Genomic DNA, 18,495 nt, shown 5'->3' with positions numbered 1-18,495 from the left:
GAAATTGAAACGAATCAAACAACTGTACATCAACAACCTGTTCTTTTATGCCTTATTGGGCATTATAGTCCTGTTTTGCAGCGCGTTCTTTTTTACAGCGCTCTACAATGCGGTATGGTTGCTGCTGATAATGCTTATTGCTTTTTTAGGATTGGACATCCTGATCCTCTTCCTGACCCGAACCGGTATTGAAGGCACACGGACCACACCGGAAAAATTATCCAATGGAGATGAAAACCCGATAAAAATAAGCCTCCGTAATTTATATACCTTCCCTATTGGGGTAAAAATTGTTGATGAAATCCCATTCCAATTTCAGATCCGGAATTTTGAAATCATCCGTAAAATAAAAGCTTCATCGCTGGATGAATTGAATTACCAATTGCGCCCTACAGAGCGCGGTGAATATTTTTTCGGTAGCCTTAACATCTATGTACAGTCGCCATTACGGCTGATTTCGAGAAGATTTTCATTTGACAGTAACCAGATGGTCCCTACCTATCCTTCCTACATCCAATTGCGAAAATATGACCTGATGGCCTTTTCGAATAACCTGTTTCAATATGGGGTTAAAAAAATACGCCGTATTGGGCATACTATGGAATTTGAGCAGATTAAAGAGTACGTGCAGGGTGATGACATCCGTACACTAAACTGGAAAGCCACCTCTAAGAAAAACGCATTGATGGTAAACCAGTTCCAGGATGAAAAATCCCAATCGGTTTATATGATGATCGATAAGGGGCGGGTTATGAAAATGCCTTTCAATGGGCTAAGCCTTCTGGATTACGCTATTAACTCCACTTTGGTCCTCTCCAATGTTATTTTAAAAAAACAGGACAAGGCCGGTATGTTTTCTTTTTCCAAAAAAGTAGAAAACCGGGTAGCAGCAGAAAAACGCAGTTCACAGATGCAGAAAATCATGGGCAATCTGTACAATATTAAAACGGACTTTTTTGAAAGTGATTACAGCAGGCTCTATGTCGACATCAAAAAAAATATTACGCAAAGAAGCCTCCTTTTACTCTATACCAATTTTGAAACCCTCGATGGCTTACACCGTCAATTACCGTATCTTAAAGCAATTGCAAAAAATCATCTCCTGGTTGTCGTTTTTTTCAACAACACAGAACTGAACCAGCTGATCAATAAAAAAACCAATACACTTCAGGAAATTTATGACAAAGTGATTGCTGAAAAATTTGCTTTTGAAAAGCGCCTGATTATAAATGAGCTTAAAAAGTACGGGATTTACTCCGTATTGACGCAACCTGAAAACCTTACCCTGGAAACAATTAATAAATATCTGGAAATAAAATCAAGAGGTATTTTATAAATTTAGATTTTCATAGGTGCTTTCCGCAAACTTTGTATCTTTACCTTCCCAATATTTGAAACTTACAACCTTGAAACAGATTACAAGCATACAGAACCCCTATGTAAAATCATTGGTTTTATTACAGGAGAAGGCAAAAACGCGAAGGCAAACGGGCACTTTCCTAATTGAAGGCAAACGTGAAATCGAACTGGCATTAAAAGGCGGTTATGAAATAGAAACCCTCTTATTCTGGCCTGAAATATGTCCCGAAGATGACGTTCGCCGATTGCATTCCACCGCACAACTCATCGAGATCAATAAAGAAGTATACCAAAAACTGGCGTATCGCGATACTACCGAAGGCTTACTGGCCATCGCTAAAACCAAAAACCTTTCATTAGAGCATCTGGAACTGGGTAAAAACCCATTGATCCTTGTTGCCGAATCGCCTGAAAAGCCAGGAAATATTGGAGCATTATTGCGTACCGCTGATGCAGCACACCTCGATGCTGTAATCATTGCAAATCCTAAAAGCGACTTATATAATCCGAATATTATACGTTCCAGTGTAGGCTCTGTTTTTACCAATACTATTGCTACTGGTACTACACCGGAAATCATTGCTTTCCTGAAAAAAAACAATATCCGTTTTTATTGCGCGACATTGCAAAATTCCACTTCCTACCATACACAGGATTACACTACACCTACTGCTCTTGTGGTTGGCACAGAGGCTACAGGCCTTACGGAAGAATGGAGAACAGAAGCAACACAGAATATTATCATCCCAATGCAGGGGGAAATTGATTCTATGAATGTTTCTGTAGCTGCTGCTATCTTAATCTTTGAAGCCAAAAGACAACGCGGATTTTAATTTAACCGTACACCCCCAAACCCCTTATGAGAACAATAGTACTTTGCAGAATACTTATTGTATTACTATGCCCAATAGGCAATTTTTATAGTAATGCACAGGCCTTAACCCCTACTCAGGTCGATGAACTCGTCAACAAAACACTCAAAGCTTTTGATGTTCCCGGCATTGCCGTTGCCATTGTCAAAGATGGTAAAATAATCCAGGCCAAAGGATATGGCATACGCTCACTCCAAACCGGTGAAAAGGTAGATGAAAATACCTTATTCGGTATCGCTTCCAATAGCAAGGCTTTTACCTGTGCGGCGCTGGCAATATTGGTCGATGAAGGAAAACTGGACTGGGATGATAAAGTAATCCGTTACCTGCCAAACTTTAAAATGTACAATTCCTATGTGACCGAAGATTTTACCATACGCGATTTGGTTACCCACAGAAGCGGGCTTGGCTTAGGTGCCGGAGATTTGATGTTCTGGCCCGATAAAAGCCATTTCACCATTCCGGATGTCATCTACAACCTGCGCTACTTGAAACCCGTTTCAGATTTCAGGAGCAAATATGATTACGATAACCTGCTATATGTAGTAGCTGGAGAAGTGCTTTCCAAAGTAAGTGGGAAAAACTGGGACGAATTTGTAGAAGAACGTTTGTTTCAGCCATTAGCGATGAACCGCAGCCGTGCTTCCTGGAATCGGGTCAAAGACACGCTGAATGTTATTGCTGCTCATGCTCCCATTGATGGAAAAGTACAGGTAATTAACCGCTACACCAACCCTATCATTGATGCCGCAGCCGGAATTTACTCCAGTGCCTCTGATATGGCACGCTGGGCAATTCTACAGATCAATGATGGCCGCTATGGCACAAATCTGGACCAACAACTGTTCAGTGTTAAAGAGCATACCGAAATGTGGACACCACAAACGATTATTCCGGTGACACCAACACCACCTTATAATACGCACTTTAGCGCCTATGGATTGGGGTGGTTTCTAAGCGATGTCAAAGGTTATAAACAAGTGACCCATACCGGAGGACTGGAAGGCATGGTAACCCAAGTCACAATTTTACCGGAATTGAAACTGGGCATAATCGTATTGACCAACCAGCAATCGGGTGCTGCTTTTAATGCCATCACCAACACTATAAAAAACAGTTACCTGGGAATCTCCCCAGTCGATTATGTAACGCTATATGCCGACCACACTACTAAAAACGAACATGAAGCCGACCAGATTACACGTGACATCTGGGAAACCATTAAAAAGGAACAAAAAAAGAACGCTAAAAAAACCAATAATGCGATCGTAGTAGGCACCTACACCGATAATTGGTTTGGAGAGATTACCATAAGCGACCGTAAAGGCAAACTTTGGTTCGAAGCTAAAAAATCCCCAAAATTAAACGGTGAAATTTTCTTTTATAAAAATACAACGTTTATTGTAAAATGGTCTAACAGAAGTTACAATGCAGATGCTTACCTGGAGTTCAAACTGGACGAAAACGGCAAAGCAGATGCCCTCAAAATGAAACCCATTTCCCCATTAACCGATTTCAGCTATGATTTCCAGGACCTCGATTTCAATCGGGTAAAATAAACCTGGCATAGCCACTAAATAGCACTTCTATGAAAAAACTGATGATGATGGCCCTTGCGGCTTTAGTACTGAACGCCTGTAATTCCAATTCCGAAAAGAAAAATGCAGTCGAAAAAATGATCACTTCCGACAATCCCCTAATGACAGCGGAAGGAATTGATAAATTCAATGCCTACATTGATTACCTGAATGAGAAAAACAGGGTATACACGATCCTGGATCGCTATTTTGATGATGTAGACAAAACCGGAAAAAGTACCACCCGGGATGGCGGTATCCCCATTTCAACAATCACCTTGTATCCGATTAAAAAGTTATCAGAGAAAATAGATGCTGAACCGAGTTTCGGACAGCTTGATAAAGATGCGAAAGCATTAATCGAAGCGTATGAATCCTTAGAAAAAAAGGTAAAGCAGCTCGACGATTATAATAAAATCAAAGAATATATGTCCGATGACTATGCCAAAGCAAAGGAACTGTATCCGCAAATTGAAGCAGATTATAAAAAATTTGAAGCATTGGATATCCTCGTAGAACGTGGAATTGCCGAGGTGCAGCAAAAGGTAAGAGATGCAGAATTGAAAAATTTCAAAGAAATGGGATACGAAATATCCTATAGCAAATCGATTTTCCTCGAATCTTCCCGTGACTTCCTAAACTATGTTTCGGAAAAAGACATTAACTCAATGCAGGAATTGGACAAAGAAAAAGTAAAAACATTGATCAATAAGATGAGTGCCGATTTTAGCCTATTTAATGAGAAAGCAGAAGACCAAAAACTGTTTGAAAAAGAATTTGGGGCGAACAATCAATACAAACTGGATAGTTTCAAAAGAAGTGCACAAACTTATATTGCACAAAGCAGAACATTACAGGAACTACTGAATAGCCCTGCTAAGATGAAAGAAGCCTTACACACCTTCACTTTTCATCGTGGCATGATCGTTCCAGACGGAACGCCTGATAAAATATTAACTGCATTTGACAGCATGATCCGCGATTCAAATAATATCATGTAAGAACCGGAGACAGTCAAAAAATCCCCTGAATATAAATTTGTATTCAGGGGATTTCTCTATTTTAAGACGTAAAAATCTGATATACAAACTACTGCAATAGCGTTGCGTATAAAAACTTAAAAGTAACAAATTCGTTTTAGGCCAGGGCTATCCGCAACATTCAACAAACCCGGCAACCACTTGCGAAATTGAATTCTTTATCATAACTTTAGTGAAAGTTAGCTTACTATACTACTCTATGGTTGAAATCGATATTGAACAGGAAAATAAGGCGATTGCCCGGGAATACAAAGAACTGCTGCGCATCAGTTATCAAACACTTTCAGAAGAGGATAAAAAACTCATTCGGAAAGCTTTTGATGTTGCTGTTGACGCCCATAAAGACCAACGCCGTAAATCTGGTGAAGCCTATATCTTCCACCCTATTGCGGTAGCTAAAATTGTAGCAGCTGATATCGGTCTTGGAGCCACCTCCATCGCTGCAGCACTGATGCATGATGTTGTTGAAGACACGCCTATAACTGTCGAAGATATCGAAAGGATGTTCAATCCTAAAATCGCCAAAATCGTAGAAGGGCTAACCAAAATTGCCCAGGTAAAAACGGATCAGGATATTTCGATGCAGGCGGAGAACTTCCGTAAAATGCTGCTTACGCTAAACGATGACGTACGCGTTATACTGATTAAAATTGCCGACCGCCTCCACAACATGATGACCATGGAATCCATGGCCGATTACAAACAGGCTAAAATTGCTTCGGAAACGCTCTATATCTATGCCCCGCTGGCACACCGCCTCGGGCTGTATAACATTAAATCGCAACTGGAGGATTTGGGATTAAAATATACCGAACCTGCAGTATACAATGATATTGTCAGCAAAATAAAAGAAACCAAAGAAGAGCAGGACGAATACATCAATTCCATTTCTACTGTCCTAAAAGAGTCTATGGATGCCGAAGGTATTGAATACACCATAAAAGGGCGCCCAAAATCCATTTACTCGATCCGACGTAAAATGAAGGCACAGAATGTCTCTTTTGATGAAGTATACGACAAATTTGCCCTGCGGATCATTTACAAAGCTGATCCGCATGATGAAAAATTCCTCGCCTGGAAAATTTATTCTATCGTTACCGACCATTACCGCCCAAGTCCCAGCCGACTCCGGGATTGGATTTCCTCTCCCAAATCAACCGGATATGAGGCACTCCATATCACCGTAATGGGTCCCAAAGGACGCTGGGTCGAAATTCAGGTGCGCAGTGAACGAATGGACGAAATTGCAGAAAAAGGCTATGCCGCACATTATAAATACAAACAAGGCTCTTCAGAAGAAAATGGGCTTGATATCTGGCTCAACCTGCTGAAAGAAGCCCTTGAAAATTCGGAAACCAATGCCGTGGATTTTGTAGAGGATTTCAAATTGAACCTCTATTCCAAAGAAATCTATGTCTTTACCCCTAAAGGGGAAATAAAATCATTGCCCAAAGGTGCCACTTCGCTGGATTTTGCTTTTAGTATCCACTCCGAAATAGGCATTCGCACGCGCGGTACCCGGGTGAATGGAAAATTAGTACCGCTCAATCATGTGCTCAATAGCGGTGACCAGGTAGAAGTGATTACGTCGCCCAACCAAAAACCTACTGCACACTGGTTTGATTATGTGACCACCGCAAGGGCAAAAAACAAGATCCGGAACGTCCTTAATGAGAATACGAAAAAGATTGCCGAAGACGGAAAAGAGATATTACACCGCAAACTTCGCCACCTTAAAATCGCATTCAACGAAAATACAATCAATGAACTGGTAGTTTTCTTCAAATTAAAAACCAGCCTTGACCTCTTTTACCGCATGGGAGTCGGTACAATTGACAATCAAAAGCTAAAAGAATTTGCTGCCCAAAAGAGCAATAGCTTTATCAATTTTTTCAAAAACAAAATCAAGCGGTCACCCAATACAGCAGCGCCCGGAGATATTCAAAAGCACGAAATCAACAAAGATTACGACCTGTTGGTATTTGGAAAAGAAGAAGACAAACTGGATTATAAATTATCCACCTGTTGCAATCCAATACCCGGAGATGACGTGTTTGGTTTTGTCACCATTAATGAAGGAATTAAAGTTCACAAAAAAGATTGCCCGAATGCCATCAGCATGCAGTCCAATTATGCTTACCGCATCATTCCCGCAAAATGGATCGATTCGACACAGCAAGATTTCAAAGCAGTGCTTAAAATTATGGGAATGGATACCCTTGGACTTACCAACGAATTAACCAAAGTGATTTCGAATAACATGCATGTGAACATCCAGAGTATTTCCCTGAGTGGTGATGCCGGAATTTTCAATGGGCAAATTACCGTGATTGTACAAAACAATACCATCCTTAAGAAACTGATTGAGAATATCAAAAAGATTGATGGAATCGATAAAGTAACCCGGGTCTACCAGAACTAATACTTCCCTGAAGTACAAAAGCAACACGGTTCCATCCCGATGGACCGAAGCGTGGCCAAGCAGTACAAAAGGTAGCGTCTAAAATTACAGATTCCACTTTCAGAAATAGCCAAATCAAATCCGACAAACGGTACAAAGCTGAAAACTTGAATCTTAAAAACTTGAATCTTGAAACAAAAAACTTTACCTTTGCATTGTTATGACACAAATAAGCACAGATAATAATAAGAATCAGGAAATTGTAAAAAATGTTTTTACAAAATATCTTGAAAATAAAGGGCACAGAAAGACTCCTGAACGCTATGCAATTCTTCAGGAAATCTATGACAGCTATGACCATTTTGATATTGAATCCCTTTATATCAAAATGAAGAATAAAAACTACCGTGTGAGCCGTGCTACACTCTACAACACTATCGAACTTCTTTTAGAATGTGCATTGGTCCGCAAGCACCAATTTGGGCAAAACCAGGCACATTACGAAAAATCATATTTCGACAAGCAACACGATCATATTATTATGACCGATACCGGAGAAGTAATCGAATTTTGTGACCCGAGAATCCAAAGTATCAAAAAGACTATTGAGGAAATTTTTGATATTGAGATTACGAATCATTCTTTATATCTTTACGGCAACAAAAAACAACCTATAAATTTAGTACTCAATACTGAAGACAATAAAACAACAAACAACTAATATAAAATGACCGTAGATTTATTACTCGGATTGCAGTGGGGCGACGAAGGCAAAGGAAAAATTGTTGACGTTCTTACTTCAAAATACGATATTATTGCACGTTTCCAAGGTGGTCCAAATGCAGGACATACATTAGAATTTGATGGAATCAAACATGTATTACGAACAATTCCTTCCGGGATTTTTCACAAAGATTCTATCAATCTGATCGGAAACGGTGTCGTTATCGATCCCGTGGTTTTCCAAAAAGAACTGGAAGGACTGGCAAAATTTAATATTGACATTCACTCCAGGCTGATCATTTCAAGAAAAGCACACCTTATCCTTCCGACGCACCGTCTTTTAGATGCAGCGTCCGAAGCTTCAAAAGGAAAAGCTAAAATTGGCTCTACGCTAAAAGGTATCGGTCCCACTTATATGGACAAAACCGGTAGAAACGGATTACGTGTTGGGGATATTGAACTGGCAGATTTCAAAGATCGTTACCGTGCATTGGCCGATAAACATGAAGCCATGATCAATTTCTACAATGTAGACTTACAATATGACCTACAGGAACTGGAAGAAGAATTCTTTGAATCAGTAGAAGTACTGAAAACATTACAATTCATCGACAGTGAAGAATACCTGAATAAAGCAATGAAAGAAGGCAAAACAATATTGGCAGAAGGCGCACAAGGCTCCTTGCTGGATATTGATTTTGGTACCTACCCTTTCGTAACTTCATCTAATACTACAGCAGCCGGTGCCTGTACTGGTTTGGGTATTGCTCCTAACAGAGTAAAAGAAGTGTTTGGTATTTTCAAAGCCTACACTACCCGTGTTGGTAGCGGACCATTCCCTACAGAACTTTTTGATGCAGATGGAGAAACCATGTCCAGAGTCGGAAATGAATTTGGCGCCGTTACAGGTCGTGCAAGACGTTGTGGCTGGTTGGATTTAGTAGCGCTGAAATATGCGGTACAGGTAAATGGTGTAACACAACTGTACATGATGAAGGGTGATGTATTATCCGGATTTGAAACCTTAAAAGTGTGTACTGCTTACGAATACAAAGGCGAAACAATAGACCACCTTCCTTACAACATTGAACCGGAAAATGTAAAACCATTATTCGTAGAGAAAAAAGGATGGAAAGCCGATCTTACAGCGATGACCACTTATGAAGAATTACCTTCTGAATTCAAAGAATACATTGAATTTATAGAACAGGAACTTGAAGTGCCGATCAAAGTAATCTCTGTAGGCCCAGACCGAAAACAAACGATTATAAAATAAACCTAAAACGCTTTGATTCACATCAAAGCGTTTTTTTTTACCGCCATTTTTTCGCCCGTTATTTGTGGTGTAATCTTTCTAATAAATTATTCTTAATATGCAACATGCTGCTGACTTTTTACTTAAATTTGGCACAAAAATTTCTTCCATTGAATAAATTATATTTTTACCTGCTTACCGCCTTATTACTCTTGAACTTCAGTTTTAGTACGGCACAGGCTCCTAAAAAAATCATCATAGAGCATTCTGATTTTGTAGATGTGCAGCAAAGTGAGATTCCCGGTGCTATTGTACTAACCGGAAATGTCGTCATCATCCACGAAGGCATACGAATGACATGCAATAAAGCCTATCAATTCCGGGAAAGCAATGAAGTGAAAGCTTTTGGAAATGTAGTAATGATCCAGGGCGATACATTAACCATGAATAGTAAATATGCCGAATATAACGGTGATACTAAGTTTGCTATGGCAACTGGAAATGTGGTAATGCGGGATCCTAAAATGACACTCACAACCGATACGATCAATTTTGACCGTAACCTACAGGAAGCCTTTTACAATACTTATGGAACCGTACGCGACCAGGAAAATGTTTTGCGCAGTAAATCGGGCCGGTATTTTATGAAACAGAAAAAACTACAGTTTTTAACTGCAGTAACGGTTACCAATCCGAAATATGTCATCAAATCCAATCACCTGGATTATTTTACCAATTCCGGGCATGCTTACCTTTTTGGGCCTTCCACCATTACCGGCAAAGACGATTTCATATACACCGAAAAAGGATTTTACGACACCAAGAAAAACCTCGCAACCCTACTGACGAATTCGTATATCAAATACAATGACAGGCTCATCAAAGGCGACAGTATGTTTTACGATAAAGCCAAAGATTTTGCTTCAGCAACCCGGAATGTAAAAATCACAGATTCCATCAACCGGGGTGTGATTAGAGGCCATTATGCCGAAGTCTACAAACAAAAAGATTCCATGTTTGTAACGAAAAGAGCGGTCGCGGTAAATTTTGTAGAAAATGATTCCGTGTATATCCATGCCAAAGTCCTTATGATCACCGGTAAACCTCAGGATCGTATTATTCGGGCTTTTAAAAATGCCCGTATTTACAAAACAGACATGAGCGGAAAATGTGATTCCATCCATTCCAGCGAGCGAATTGGCTTAACCAAAATGATCGGAAAACCCGTTTTATGGAACGGTGAAAGTCAGATGACTGGCGATATTATGCACCTGATCTCAAACAGTGTTACTGAAAAATTAGATTCGCTTAAAGTGCTCAACAATGCTTTTATCGTCCAGAAAGACACGTTAGGAACCGGATATAATCAGGTAAAGGGCGTAAATTTATATGGAAAGTTCCTGGACAATAAACTCCATGAAGTCGACATTATCAAGAATACTGAAGTCATCTATTACAACTATAGCGAAAAGCAGGAACTGACAGGAATCGAAAAAGCAGTTTGCAGCAGGATCAATATGATATTGGAAGACAATAAGATCACCATGATGACGATGTTTGACAATCCGGACGGGATCTTCTATCCTGAAGCCGATCTCCCGGAAAACGCACGAAAATTGCGGGGATTCATCTGGCGTGGCGATGAACGTATCCGAACGAAGGATGATATTTTTCCACCCGAAGAGAATGAATACCACGATAAAATGCTGAAAGAGACTGAAGCAGACAGCATCAAAGAAGAAGTTCCAATGGAAATCCGAAAGGAAACACTCGATTATGATAAAAAGAAAAAAGGAAAATAATCTGACCTACTTTCTTTGCGATCGCTTCTATACCGAATAATACTATCACAATGAATGATTTTTTAAAATTCCAGGCACAAACGTCCCCGCATCCGTTGGGACTTGAAATTTCACATGCCGAAGGTTCTTATATTTACGATACCAATTCCAAAAAATACCTTGATTTTGTTGCCGGTGTTTCCGCCTGCAGCCTTGGACATCGCCATCCGCGAGTAGTCAATGCAATCAAAGATCAACTCGACAAATACCTGCATGTCATGGTGTATGGTGAATATTCCCAAAGTCCTGCAGTTGCTTTTTGCAAACTCCTGGCCGCGCACCTACCCAGCACACTGAATAAAACGTACCTTACCAATTCCGGCACCGAAGCTACTGAAGGCGCTTTAAAACTAGCACGCAGGGTAACCGGGCGCAGTGAACTGATCTCCTGTAATTTTGCCTACCATGGCAATACGATGGGCTCCATGAGTGTTATGGGATTTGAAGAAAGAAAACAGGTTTTTCGTCCTTTATTGCCCGATATCCGTTTTATCACATTCAATAACGAAGCCGATCTTGAAAAGATAACCACGAAAACCGCCGGGATTATTTTAGAAACAATCCAGGGTGGTGCCGGATTCATACAGCCTGCAGATGATTTTCTGAAAAAGGTCAGGGAACGTTGTAATGCGGTAGGCGCAATGATGATACTGGATGAAATACAGCCCGGATTCGGAAGAACCGGAAAGCTGTTTGGTTTTCAGAATTATGATGTAGTACCCGACATTGTTGTAATGGGAAAAGGAATGGGCGGCGGAATGCCAGTTGGCGCTTTTACAGCATCTGCGGAAAAAATGGATCTGCTAAGCAATAATCCCAAACTCGGACACGTTACCACTTTTGGCGGTCACCCTGTCATAGCTGCAGCCTGTTTGGCTACATTACAGGAAATTACCGAAACGGACCTCATGGATCAGGCTTTGGAAAAAGAAAAGCTGTTCCGTTCACTTTTGGTACATCCTTTGATAAAAGAGATACGCGGGGAAGGTTTAATGCTTGCTGTCATCACAGAAGACGCAGCAATCACCGATAAAGTGATTTTGCGTTGCCAGGACAAAGGACTAATCCTGTTCTGGTTGTTATTTGAAGGAACAGCGATCAGGATTACACCACCTTTAACAATTTCTGAAGCAGAAATAAAAGAAGGCTGTAGTATCATGCTAAGCGTTATGGATGAAATTTTATCAGAAAAATACTAATTTACAAGTATCTTTTTTGTACCTTATAATGACGAAAAACCACGTCTTAATACAAGTGTCACTATTGCGATTATCGCCTATTGAAAGCATACAAATATCATCCTTTTTGTTAATTAAATTGTTCAAAACAATTAATCTGTTTTCCTCGTATATATAATAACTATCCCTATTTTTATTAAGGATAATTTAAACAAATTGAATATGAATTTGAGTCAAGAAGAAGAAGAAAACAATTTATCCTTATCGAAGTTTGAGTCAATGCTAAAAACCAACAAAGTTTTATTCTTTGATTCTGAAGAATTTGAAAACATTATTCTTCATTATCTGGACATTGGAAAAAACAACCTGGCAAAAAAAGCATTGAAACTGGCCTTGGAGCAGCATCCAAAATCTACAGGATTGAAGCTCGTTCAAATTGAAATGCTGGTGTACGAAGACAAACTTGAAATTGCTGAAAGAATGCTGAATGAGCTTTATGCCATTGAGCCTACGAATGAAGAAATTTATATCCAAAAAGCTAACATTTATTCCAAAAGGGATGATCATGAAAAAGCGGTAAAATTACTCCAGACAGCCTTAGAATATACCGATGATTATGCCGACGTTTATTCCCTGATCGGAATGGAATACCTTTTTATGGATAATCTAGAACTGGCCAAAGAAAATTTCATCAAATGCCTTGAAGAAGAATATGATGATTATTCTGCGCTGTACAATGTTGTCTATTGCTACGATTTCCTGGATCAAAATCAGGAAGCGATCGTATTCTTAAATGATTTTATCGATAAGAATCCGTTTAGCGAAGTTGCATGGCATCAATTGGGAAGACAATATTATACACTCAAAGATTACGAAAATGCCTTAAGGGCTTTTGACTATGCTACTGTAATTGATGATGAGTTTTTAGGAGCCTACCTGGAAAAAGCCAAATCACTGGAACGCCTGAAACGTTATGAAGAAGCGATTGAAAGCTACAACATGACGATTGAATTAGACGATCCTACTTCATTTGCCTTACTGCGTATTGGTAAATGTTACGAGCGTTTGGGCAATAAGCCGCTGGCACTAAAATACTATCACAAGACAGTACATGAAGATCCGTTACTGGACAAAGGATGGGTAGCAATTACCGATTTTTATATTCGCCAGAAAAATTACCAAAAGGCTATTTATTACATCAATAAAGCATTGGGAATTGAAAACGAAAATAAACTGTATTGGAAACGCTATGCAACCATCAACCAGGCTTTAAACTTTTTTGAAGAAGCAGAAGTCGGTTTCCGAAAAGCTGTTGAATTTGGTGATACCGAATTAGATACCTGGTTATACTGGACCGATGTATTGCAGTTCCTGGGAGAGTTTGAAGGAGCGATTCAAACGCTGTTACAGGCCTCTGAATTCTATACGGACAGCCATGAGATCGAATACCGTTTAGCGGGGCTTAATTTTATGGTCACGGAAGAAACAAAAGGCAGGTTTCACTTAACCAATGCATTGCGATTGAGTTTTGAGAATCATACGCTTATAGAAAGCCTTTTTCCTGTAATCTGGGAGGATAAAAAAATTCAGGATTATATTGAAAAACAAAGAAAACCTTAACGTTTTAGGTCAAAAATAATACTTAATTTGCGGCCAGGTGTGCATTACACCTGGCCGTTTTATTTAATTTAATTTGTAGCATACCATGGAAAAGAAAATCAAAAAAAGAAAAATTTTTGGCTTAGTCGGAAAGAACATTTCTTACTCTTTTTCTAAAAAATATTTTACCGATAAATTCGAAAAAGCCGTACTCAAGAATACGGTTTATGAGAATTTTGACCTGGAATCCATTGAAAAATTCACTGCTATTTTTACAGGCCAACCCGAGGTTAAGGGCCTGAATGTTACGATTCCCTATAAAGAAGCTGTAATTCCCTATTTGAATAAGCTTTCGAAAAACGCAAAAAAAATCGGAGCGGTAAATACAATCACAATTTCAAAAAAAGGAAAGACAAAAGGATACAACACCGATTATTATGGCTTTAAAAAGTCGCTTAAACCCCTTTTGCAGCCTTTTCATAAAAAAGCATTGATATTAGGTACTGGTGGCGCATCCAAAGGCATCGCTTTTGCCCTGAAAAAATTAAATATCGAGTTTGATTTCGTTTCGAGAACCCCAACCGAATGCGAAATAGGGTATGCGGAAATTGATGCGGAGACTTTTAAAGAATACCAGATTTTCATCAATTGTACACCCTTGGGCACACATCCTAATGTTCATGAATGTCCGGAACTACCCTACGAATACTTTACACCGGGTCATATTGCCTATGATCTCATCTACAACCCAAAAGAAACACTTTTCCTGAGCGAAGCAAAAGCGAAAGGTGCAGTGACAAAAAACGGCCATGATATGTTGGTCTACCAGGCTGAAAAATCATGGGATATTTGGCACAAATAATTTTTAGCTTTTTTTACAAATTGTCTAAATACTACTTAAAACACTGAATTTTATTTGTTTCAGGTGCCTGAAATTTTCAATAATTACCTATTTTTCTTTGTTATTTCACTATGCTTTATTATCTTTCGACATTAAAGTAGTATGAATTTTAAACATTCCAAAAAATGTTAGAAGAAAAGAATGATAACCTGCAGGAAGCAGATGGAAATCAAATAGCTGAAAATCAAGAAATAATTCTTAATGAGAATCAAAAAGCAATAGATTCCATAGAAGATTCCAATGCAGAAGAGGGTGAAGATGAAACGCTTACAGAGCGTCACGATATCCCTATGCTGAATTATGAGTCGCTGAGCATGGAAGATTTGACAGATGAACTTGAAAAATTAGTTTCAACAGAGAAAATTTCATCAATACGAGATCATGTTGAGGAAATCAAAAAAGAATTTATCGGAAAATACCATCATTTTATTGATGAGAAAAAAGATGAGTTTGCTGCTGAAAATGAAGGCGATACTACTGATTTCCAATATCATTTACCACTTAAAGGTAAATTTGACGCGATATACAATCAATACCGCGAAAAAAAGAACCAGCATTTCAAAGCCTTGGAATCCAATTTAAAATCCAACCTGGAAAACAGGCTTGCGATCATTGAGGAACTAAAAGCCTTAATCAATCCGGAAGAAAATATAAAAGAGACCCTGAAACATTTTACCGAATTGCGTGAGCGTTGGAAAAATGCAGGCCCGATACCAAAAGATAAATACAACCACGTTTGGAATAATTACCATTTCCACGTAGAAAATTTCTACGACTACCTTCACTTAGACCGTGAGGCACGTGATTTAGACTTCAAGCATAATCTTGACCTGAAACTTAAAATTATTTCCCGTGTGGAAGAATTGGTGCAGGAAGAAGATGTCAATAAAGCATTTCGTGAACTTCAGATTTTACACAAAATTTGGAAAGAAGAAATTGGCCCGGTATCCAAAGAACACCGTAATGAAATCTGGAATACTTTCAGTGCACTCACCAAGCAGATGCATGATAAAAGAGAGGTTTTGTTTGAAAAACAGCGGGAATCGGAAGTGGATAACCTGGAACGCAAAAAAAATATTATTAGCGAGATAGAAGCATTAGCGACTGAAAAAGTAGCTGCTCACAACCTTTGGCAGGGGCAAATTGAAAAAGTGGAAGCTTTAAGAAAAGACTTTTTCAATGCCGGTAAAGTTCCTATCGAAGTAAATGAAGAGACCTGGAGTGCTTTTAAAAATGCCGTTAAGAATTTCAATACCCTGAAAAATTCTTTTTACAAAGACATCAAAAAAGACCAACAGGAGAATTACAATAAGAAAATTGCTTTGGTAGAACGTGCAAAAGCCTTACAGGACAGTGAGGATTTTGAAGTGACTACTCCGGTAATGAAAAAAATACAGGAAGAATGGAAACAGATTGGTCATGTACCCCGTAAATATTCGGACAAAATCTGGAAAGACTTCAAAAATGCCTGCAACCATTATTTTGACAAACTGCATGCACAGAAAAATGAAGCGGTAACTGAAGAAGTAGAAGCATTCGATAAGAAGAAAGCTTATATTGATGTGGTAAAAGAAGTAGAATTAACCGGAGATCACAAAACGGATCTGGATATCATCAAAGGTCATATTGAAGCCTGGAAAAGTTTTGGAAAAGTACCATTCTCCAGACGTCATATTGAAGGAAAATTCAATAAGATCTTAGATCATTTATTTGATAAACTAAGCCTGAGCAAGAAAGAAACCGACATGGTGAAATTCAATAACAGAATGGAAGGCCTTGCTGGTGGTGACGAAAGAAAACTTGAAAACGAAAAAGTCTTCTTAATTCGTAAGATTGATGAAGTACAGAATGAAATTTTCCAGTTGGAAAACAACATCCAGTTTTTCGCCAATGCGAAGAAAGACAATCCGATGGTACTTGAAGTAAAGAAAAACATCGAAAAACATCGGGAAGTACTGGATACCTGGAAAGAGAAATTGAAACAGGTTAGAAATATTAAAAACCAGGAATAAAAAGTAAGAAGCCGTCTCAAAACAAATTTTGAGACGGTTTTTTTATTTGATACAATTTTGGATTTTAACTATCTAGATTTTAACGGGAGTAAAAAATTGCCTTTATGCTGCAATTTTCTTTCTTAAGTTGTGACCTAAAGCCATTAATCCGAATTCTAATTCTACTTTTTGAAGTCCTTTTAAAGAAAACCGTCTAAAACCGTTATTATGCTTGAGTTGAGCGAATACAGGCTCTACATCGGCAGAGCGTTGCTTTCTTCTTTGTATTCCTATTTCACTTAGTAGTAATTCCCTTGCTTGTTGTTTATGTCTTTCAAGGTTGTGGTTTCGCTCGATGCTTCTGTTTCCCTGAGCTTTAAAACATTGACCTCGAAGTGAACAGCCTTCACAGTTTTTGGCCTGATAATGCGATAAGGTTTGGGTGTATCCTGTAGTTGTTGTTTTCTGGTTTTGATATGTTTTATGCATTTTTTGTCCCATTGGACATACATAATAGTCTTCTTCTGGATTGTAATAGAGATTTTCCTTGCTAAAAGCCTTGTGTTTCTTTTGGTAGTTTTGATCTTGTTCTTTTTCAAAAGTATTATACTTCACAAAAGCTTTGAGTTTCTTCTGTTTCAGATAATCGTAGTTTTCTTCACTTCCATAACCTGCGTCAGTAGTTATTTCTTTTATCTTTTTAAATAATTTTTTACCAAAGGTTTGTTCCAAATTTTCTAAATGAGGCTGGAGTGTTTTAGTATCGGTCGGATTTTGATGGATGGTATAATGAACAATGATCTGATTTTGTGTAGATATTTGAGTATTATAAGCTGGTTTGAGCTGTCCGTTTAACATATGGTCTTCTTTCATTCGCATAAAAGTAGCCTGGGTGTCGGTTTTGCTGTAACTGTTTCTTTCTCCCAGAATAGCTTCTTGCTTTTCATACTTTTCAAGATTGGAAGTAAAATTATTTTTTATGTAGCGTAATTTAGCTTTTGCTTTAGAACTGGTCTTTTCATTACCAGAGAGTTTGGCATCTATTTTAGCTACAGTTTTCTCAATTACCTCTTTGCTGATTTCTTTGAACTCTGTTGGTTCCGGGTTGGGGTCATCTTCATTGTCGATACTTTGGGCATAGTTCCATAATTCTTTCAACTGGGTGAGCATTTTTGCTTTATTGGTTTTTATGCTCTTACCCCACACAAAAGTGTACCTGCCGGCCTGAGCTTCTATTTTTGTTCCGTCGGTATATATTTGTTTTAGATTCACCAGTCCTTCTGAGGCCAACATCAAAACTACCTGCTTGAAGATTTCTTTAAAACTCTCTTTTAGTTTATCACTTCTAAATCTATTAATTGTATTATGATCAACAATAGTCATAGAAGTAAGCCACATAAAATTGATATTCTCACGAAGTGCAAGTTCTATCTTTCTCGAAGAATAGATATTAGTCATATAAGCATACAACATCACTTTGAGTAACATCTTTGGATGATATCCAGGATTACCTTCTTTACTGTACGCTTTTAAAAGAGGCTGGATATTAAGGGATTCCACAACTTGGTCAACTATTCGAACCGCATGTGTATGTGGAATTAAATCATCAAACGAATAAGGTAGAAGCATCGTTTGTTGTTGGTTATAATGTTTGAATCTCATATATAATCAGCTGTTTATCACTGATTAAATTTACAAAATTGCATATAAAAATACAAACTAAAAAAAAAGAAGCTGACTCAGTTTTGAGACAGCTTC

At 38.5% G+C, this 18,495-nt stretch carries 13 protein-coding genes; 12 read left to right on the top strand and 1 reads right to left on the bottom strand.

Annotated elements, in window-relative coordinates; translation table 11 throughout:
• The first annotated feature begins 4 nt into the window (after positions 1–4).
• The 12 genes from FK004_RS10815 (at position 5) to FK004_RS10760 (ending at position 16,758) form a co-directional block, all read left to right on the top strand.
• Positions 5–1,336, top strand: a complete 1,332-nt coding sequence (locus FK004_RS10815) for a DUF58 domain-containing protein (RefSeq protein ID WP_108737271.1) — start codon at positions 5–7, stop codon at positions 1,334–1,336.
• A gap of 70 nt (positions 1,337–1,406) precedes the next feature.
• Positions 1,407–2,192 carry a TrmH family RNA methyltransferase gene (locus FK004_RS10810; protein WP_108738820.1) on the top strand — a complete coding sequence of 262 codons (786 nt, stop codon included), beginning with the start codon at positions 1,407–1,409 and terminating at the stop codon, positions 2,190–2,192.
• A gap of 26 nt (positions 2,193–2,218) precedes the next feature.
• On the top strand, positions 2,219–3,790 hold the full coding sequence (locus tag FK004_RS10805; RefSeq protein WP_108737270.1) for a serine hydrolase: 1,572 nt from the start codon (positions 2,219–2,221) through the stop codon (positions 3,788–3,790).
• A 29-nt stretch (positions 3,791–3,819) separates the two neighbouring features.
• On the top strand, positions 3,820–4,809 hold the full coding sequence (locus FK004_RS10800; RefSeq protein ID WP_108737269.1) for a DUF3829 domain-containing protein: 990 nt from the start codon (positions 3,820–3,822) through the stop codon (positions 4,807–4,809).
• A 238-nt stretch (positions 4,810–5,047) separates the two neighbouring features.
• Positions 5,048–7,270 carry a RelA/SpoT family protein gene (locus tag FK004_RS10795; protein WP_108737268.1) on the top strand — a complete coding sequence of 741 codons (2,223 nt, stop codon included), beginning with the start codon at positions 5,048–5,050 and terminating at the stop codon, positions 7,268–7,270.
• A gap of 199 nt (positions 7,271–7,469) precedes the next feature.
• Positions 7,470–7,970, top strand: coding sequence for a Fur family transcriptional regulator (locus tag FK004_RS10790; protein ID WP_108737267.1), 501 nt, complete (start codon positions 7,470–7,472; stop codon positions 7,968–7,970).
• Positions 7,971–7,976: 6 nt separating this feature from the next.
• The gene (locus FK004_RS10785; RefSeq protein WP_108737266.1) at positions 7,977–9,248 is read left to right on the top strand and encodes an adenylosuccinate synthase; all 1,272 of its coding nucleotides are present in this window, start codon (positions 7,977–7,979) and stop codon (positions 9,246–9,248) included.
• 149 nt (positions 9,249–9,397) lie between these two features.
• Positions 9,398–11,029 (top strand): OstA-like protein, encoded by a 1,632-nt coding sequence (locus tag FK004_RS10780; RefSeq protein WP_227871589.1) that lies wholly within the window; start codon positions 9,398–9,400, stop codon positions 11,027–11,029.
• A 50-nt stretch (positions 11,030–11,079) separates the two neighbouring features.
• Complete coding sequence (locus FK004_RS10775; RefSeq protein WP_108737264.1) at positions 11,080–12,267, top strand: aspartate aminotransferase family protein; 1,188 nt, start codon at positions 11,080–11,082, stop codon at positions 12,265–12,267.
• 201 nt (positions 12,268–12,468) lie between these two features.
• Positions 12,469–13,866, top strand: coding sequence for a tetratricopeptide repeat protein (locus tag FK004_RS10770; RefSeq protein WP_108737263.1), 1,398 nt, complete (start codon positions 12,469–12,471; stop codon positions 13,864–13,866).
• 85 nt (positions 13,867–13,951) lie between these two features.
• Entirely contained in the window at positions 13,952–14,707 is a 756-nt protein-coding gene (locus tag FK004_RS10765; protein WP_108737262.1) for a shikimate dehydrogenase family protein, read from the top strand.
• Positions 14,708–14,871: 164 nt separating this feature from the next.
• Positions 14,872–16,758 carry a DUF349 domain-containing protein gene (locus tag FK004_RS10760; protein WP_108737261.1) on the top strand — a complete coding sequence of 629 codons (1,887 nt, stop codon included), beginning with the start codon at positions 14,872–14,874 and terminating at the stop codon, positions 16,756–16,758.
• Between the two features lie 102 nt (positions 16,759–16,860).
• Here FK004_RS10760 and FK004_RS10755 read toward each other — a convergent pair whose 3' ends face one another.
• Positions 16,861–18,399 (bottom strand): IS1182 family transposase, encoded by a 1,539-nt coding sequence (locus FK004_RS10755; RefSeq protein WP_108737260.1) that lies wholly within the window; start codon positions 18,397–18,399, stop codon positions 16,861–16,863.
• Between the last annotated feature and the right edge of the window lie 96 nt (positions 18,400–18,495).

Origin of the sequence: Flavobacterium kingsejongi, assembly GCF_003076475.1 — a bacterium.
Classification (GTDB): Bacteria; Bacteroidota; Bacteroidia; order Flavobacteriales; family Flavobacteriaceae; genus Flavobacterium; species Flavobacterium kingsejongi.
Note: the sequence above shows the minus strand (reverse complement) of the source record. Positions and strands in the feature narration are given on the sequence as shown.

Coding starts and splice junctions, on each gene's coding strand:
- FK004_RS10805 (WP_108737270.1), top strand. CDS start 2,219: ATGAGAACAATAGTACTTTGCAGAATACTTATTGTATTACTATGCCCA.
- FK004_RS10800 (WP_108737269.1), top strand. CDS start 3,820: ATGAAAAAACTGATGATGATGGCCCTTGCGGCTTTAGTACTGAACGCC.
- FK004_RS10795 (WP_108737268.1), top strand. CDS start 5,048: ATGGTTGAAATCGATATTGAACAGGAAAATAAGGCGATTGCCCGGGAA.
- FK004_RS10790 (WP_108737267.1), top strand. CDS start 7,470: ATGACACAAATAAGCACAGATAATAATAAGAATCAGGAAATTGTAAAA.
- FK004_RS10785 (WP_108737266.1), top strand. CDS start 7,977: ATGACCGTAGATTTATTACTCGGATTGCAGTGGGGCGACGAAGGCAAA.
- FK004_RS10775 (WP_108737264.1), top strand. CDS start 11,080: ATGAATGATTTTTTAAAATTCCAGGCACAAACGTCCCCGCATCCGTTG.
- FK004_RS10770 (WP_108737263.1), top strand. CDS start 12,469: ATGAATTTGAGTCAAGAAGAAGAAGAAAACAATTTATCCTTATCGAAG.
- FK004_RS10765 (WP_108737262.1), top strand. CDS start 13,952: ATGGAAAAGAAAATCAAAAAAAGAAAAATTTTTGGCTTAGTCGGAAAG.
- FK004_RS10760 (WP_108737261.1), top strand. CDS start 14,872: ATGTTAGAAGAAAAGAATGATAACCTGCAGGAAGCAGATGGAAATCAA.
- FK004_RS10755 (WP_108737260.1), bottom strand. CDS start 18,399: ATGAGATTCAAACATTATAACCAACAACAAACGATGCTTCTACCTTAT.